Annotated in this window: 2 protein-coding genes; both read left to right on the forward strand. The window is 39.0% G+C overall.

Annotated elements, in window-relative coordinates:
- A partial coding sequence (locus AB4513_RS24565; protein ID WP_372193473.1) for a hypothetical protein occupies positions 1 to 189 on the forward strand: 189 nt, incomplete at its 5' end.
- Positions 190 to 311: 122 nt separating this feature from the next.
- Positions 312 to 803, forward strand: a 492-nt coding sequence (locus AB4513_RS24570) for an NUDIX hydrolase (RefSeq protein ID WP_102257483.1), incomplete at its 3' end; no start/stop codon positions are given.

The following is an 803-nucleotide window of genomic DNA, read 5'->3' on the forward strand; positions in this document are numbered from 1 at the left end:
CTCGTCGTAACACGGAATTGTCCAAAAACATCACAACCTGAATTTTCACGCGTGGCATTTTCTAGCTCGAAAATGCCCCTTTATCAGCTAGAACAAGAACTCATTCATATCCTGTTAATGGCAATTTACCCTACAAAAAGTTATCCGAATTCAGTACATCTAGAAATTATGCTTCACTTAGCAGTCTAACCTCTCAATGTGGTCACTAACTTATTGATTACAAATTGAAGTGATAGGTGAAAGTCTGCATTATATGGGCGTAAAATGCGGCGCAGAGTCATATAGAAGGCGTTATGCTACAAGGAGTAAAAATGTTGAGATTTGATCAAGGTGATGCTCGATTTAACTTTCGAAGTGCTGCCGTTATTGTTCATGATAATCATGTGTTATTACATAGAGTTGTCGGAGATTCTTTTTGGGCGCTTCCCGGTGGTAGAGTTGAGTTTTTCGAAAACTCAGATGCTACATTGAATCGAGAGCTACTAGAAGAGTTAGGGGTAGAGTCGTCTGTTAAGAAGCATCTTTGGCACGTTGAAAGTTTCTTTGAACATGCAAATAAAAAGTATCATGAAATCGCTAACTATTTTTTTGTTCAACTAAGCGAACCTCATAGATTTCCATTGAACGAACCTTTTCGTGGTATTGAGTCTGGCGTCGATCTTGAGTTTAGGTGGTTTTCATTGAACGAGTTGCCAGAAGTGGATGTAAAGCCAGAGTTTTTGCGTTTAGGTTTGTTAGATTTACCTTTAGAAACAAAGTACATCAAACTAAGTGAGATAGCAGGTAAGCGCGTCATGAACCCC

This window comes from Vibrio sp. 10N.222.54.E6 (assembly GCF_041473955.1).
Classification (GTDB): domain Bacteria; phylum Pseudomonadota; class Gammaproteobacteria; order Enterobacterales; family Vibrionaceae; genus Vibrio; species Vibrio tasmaniensis_A.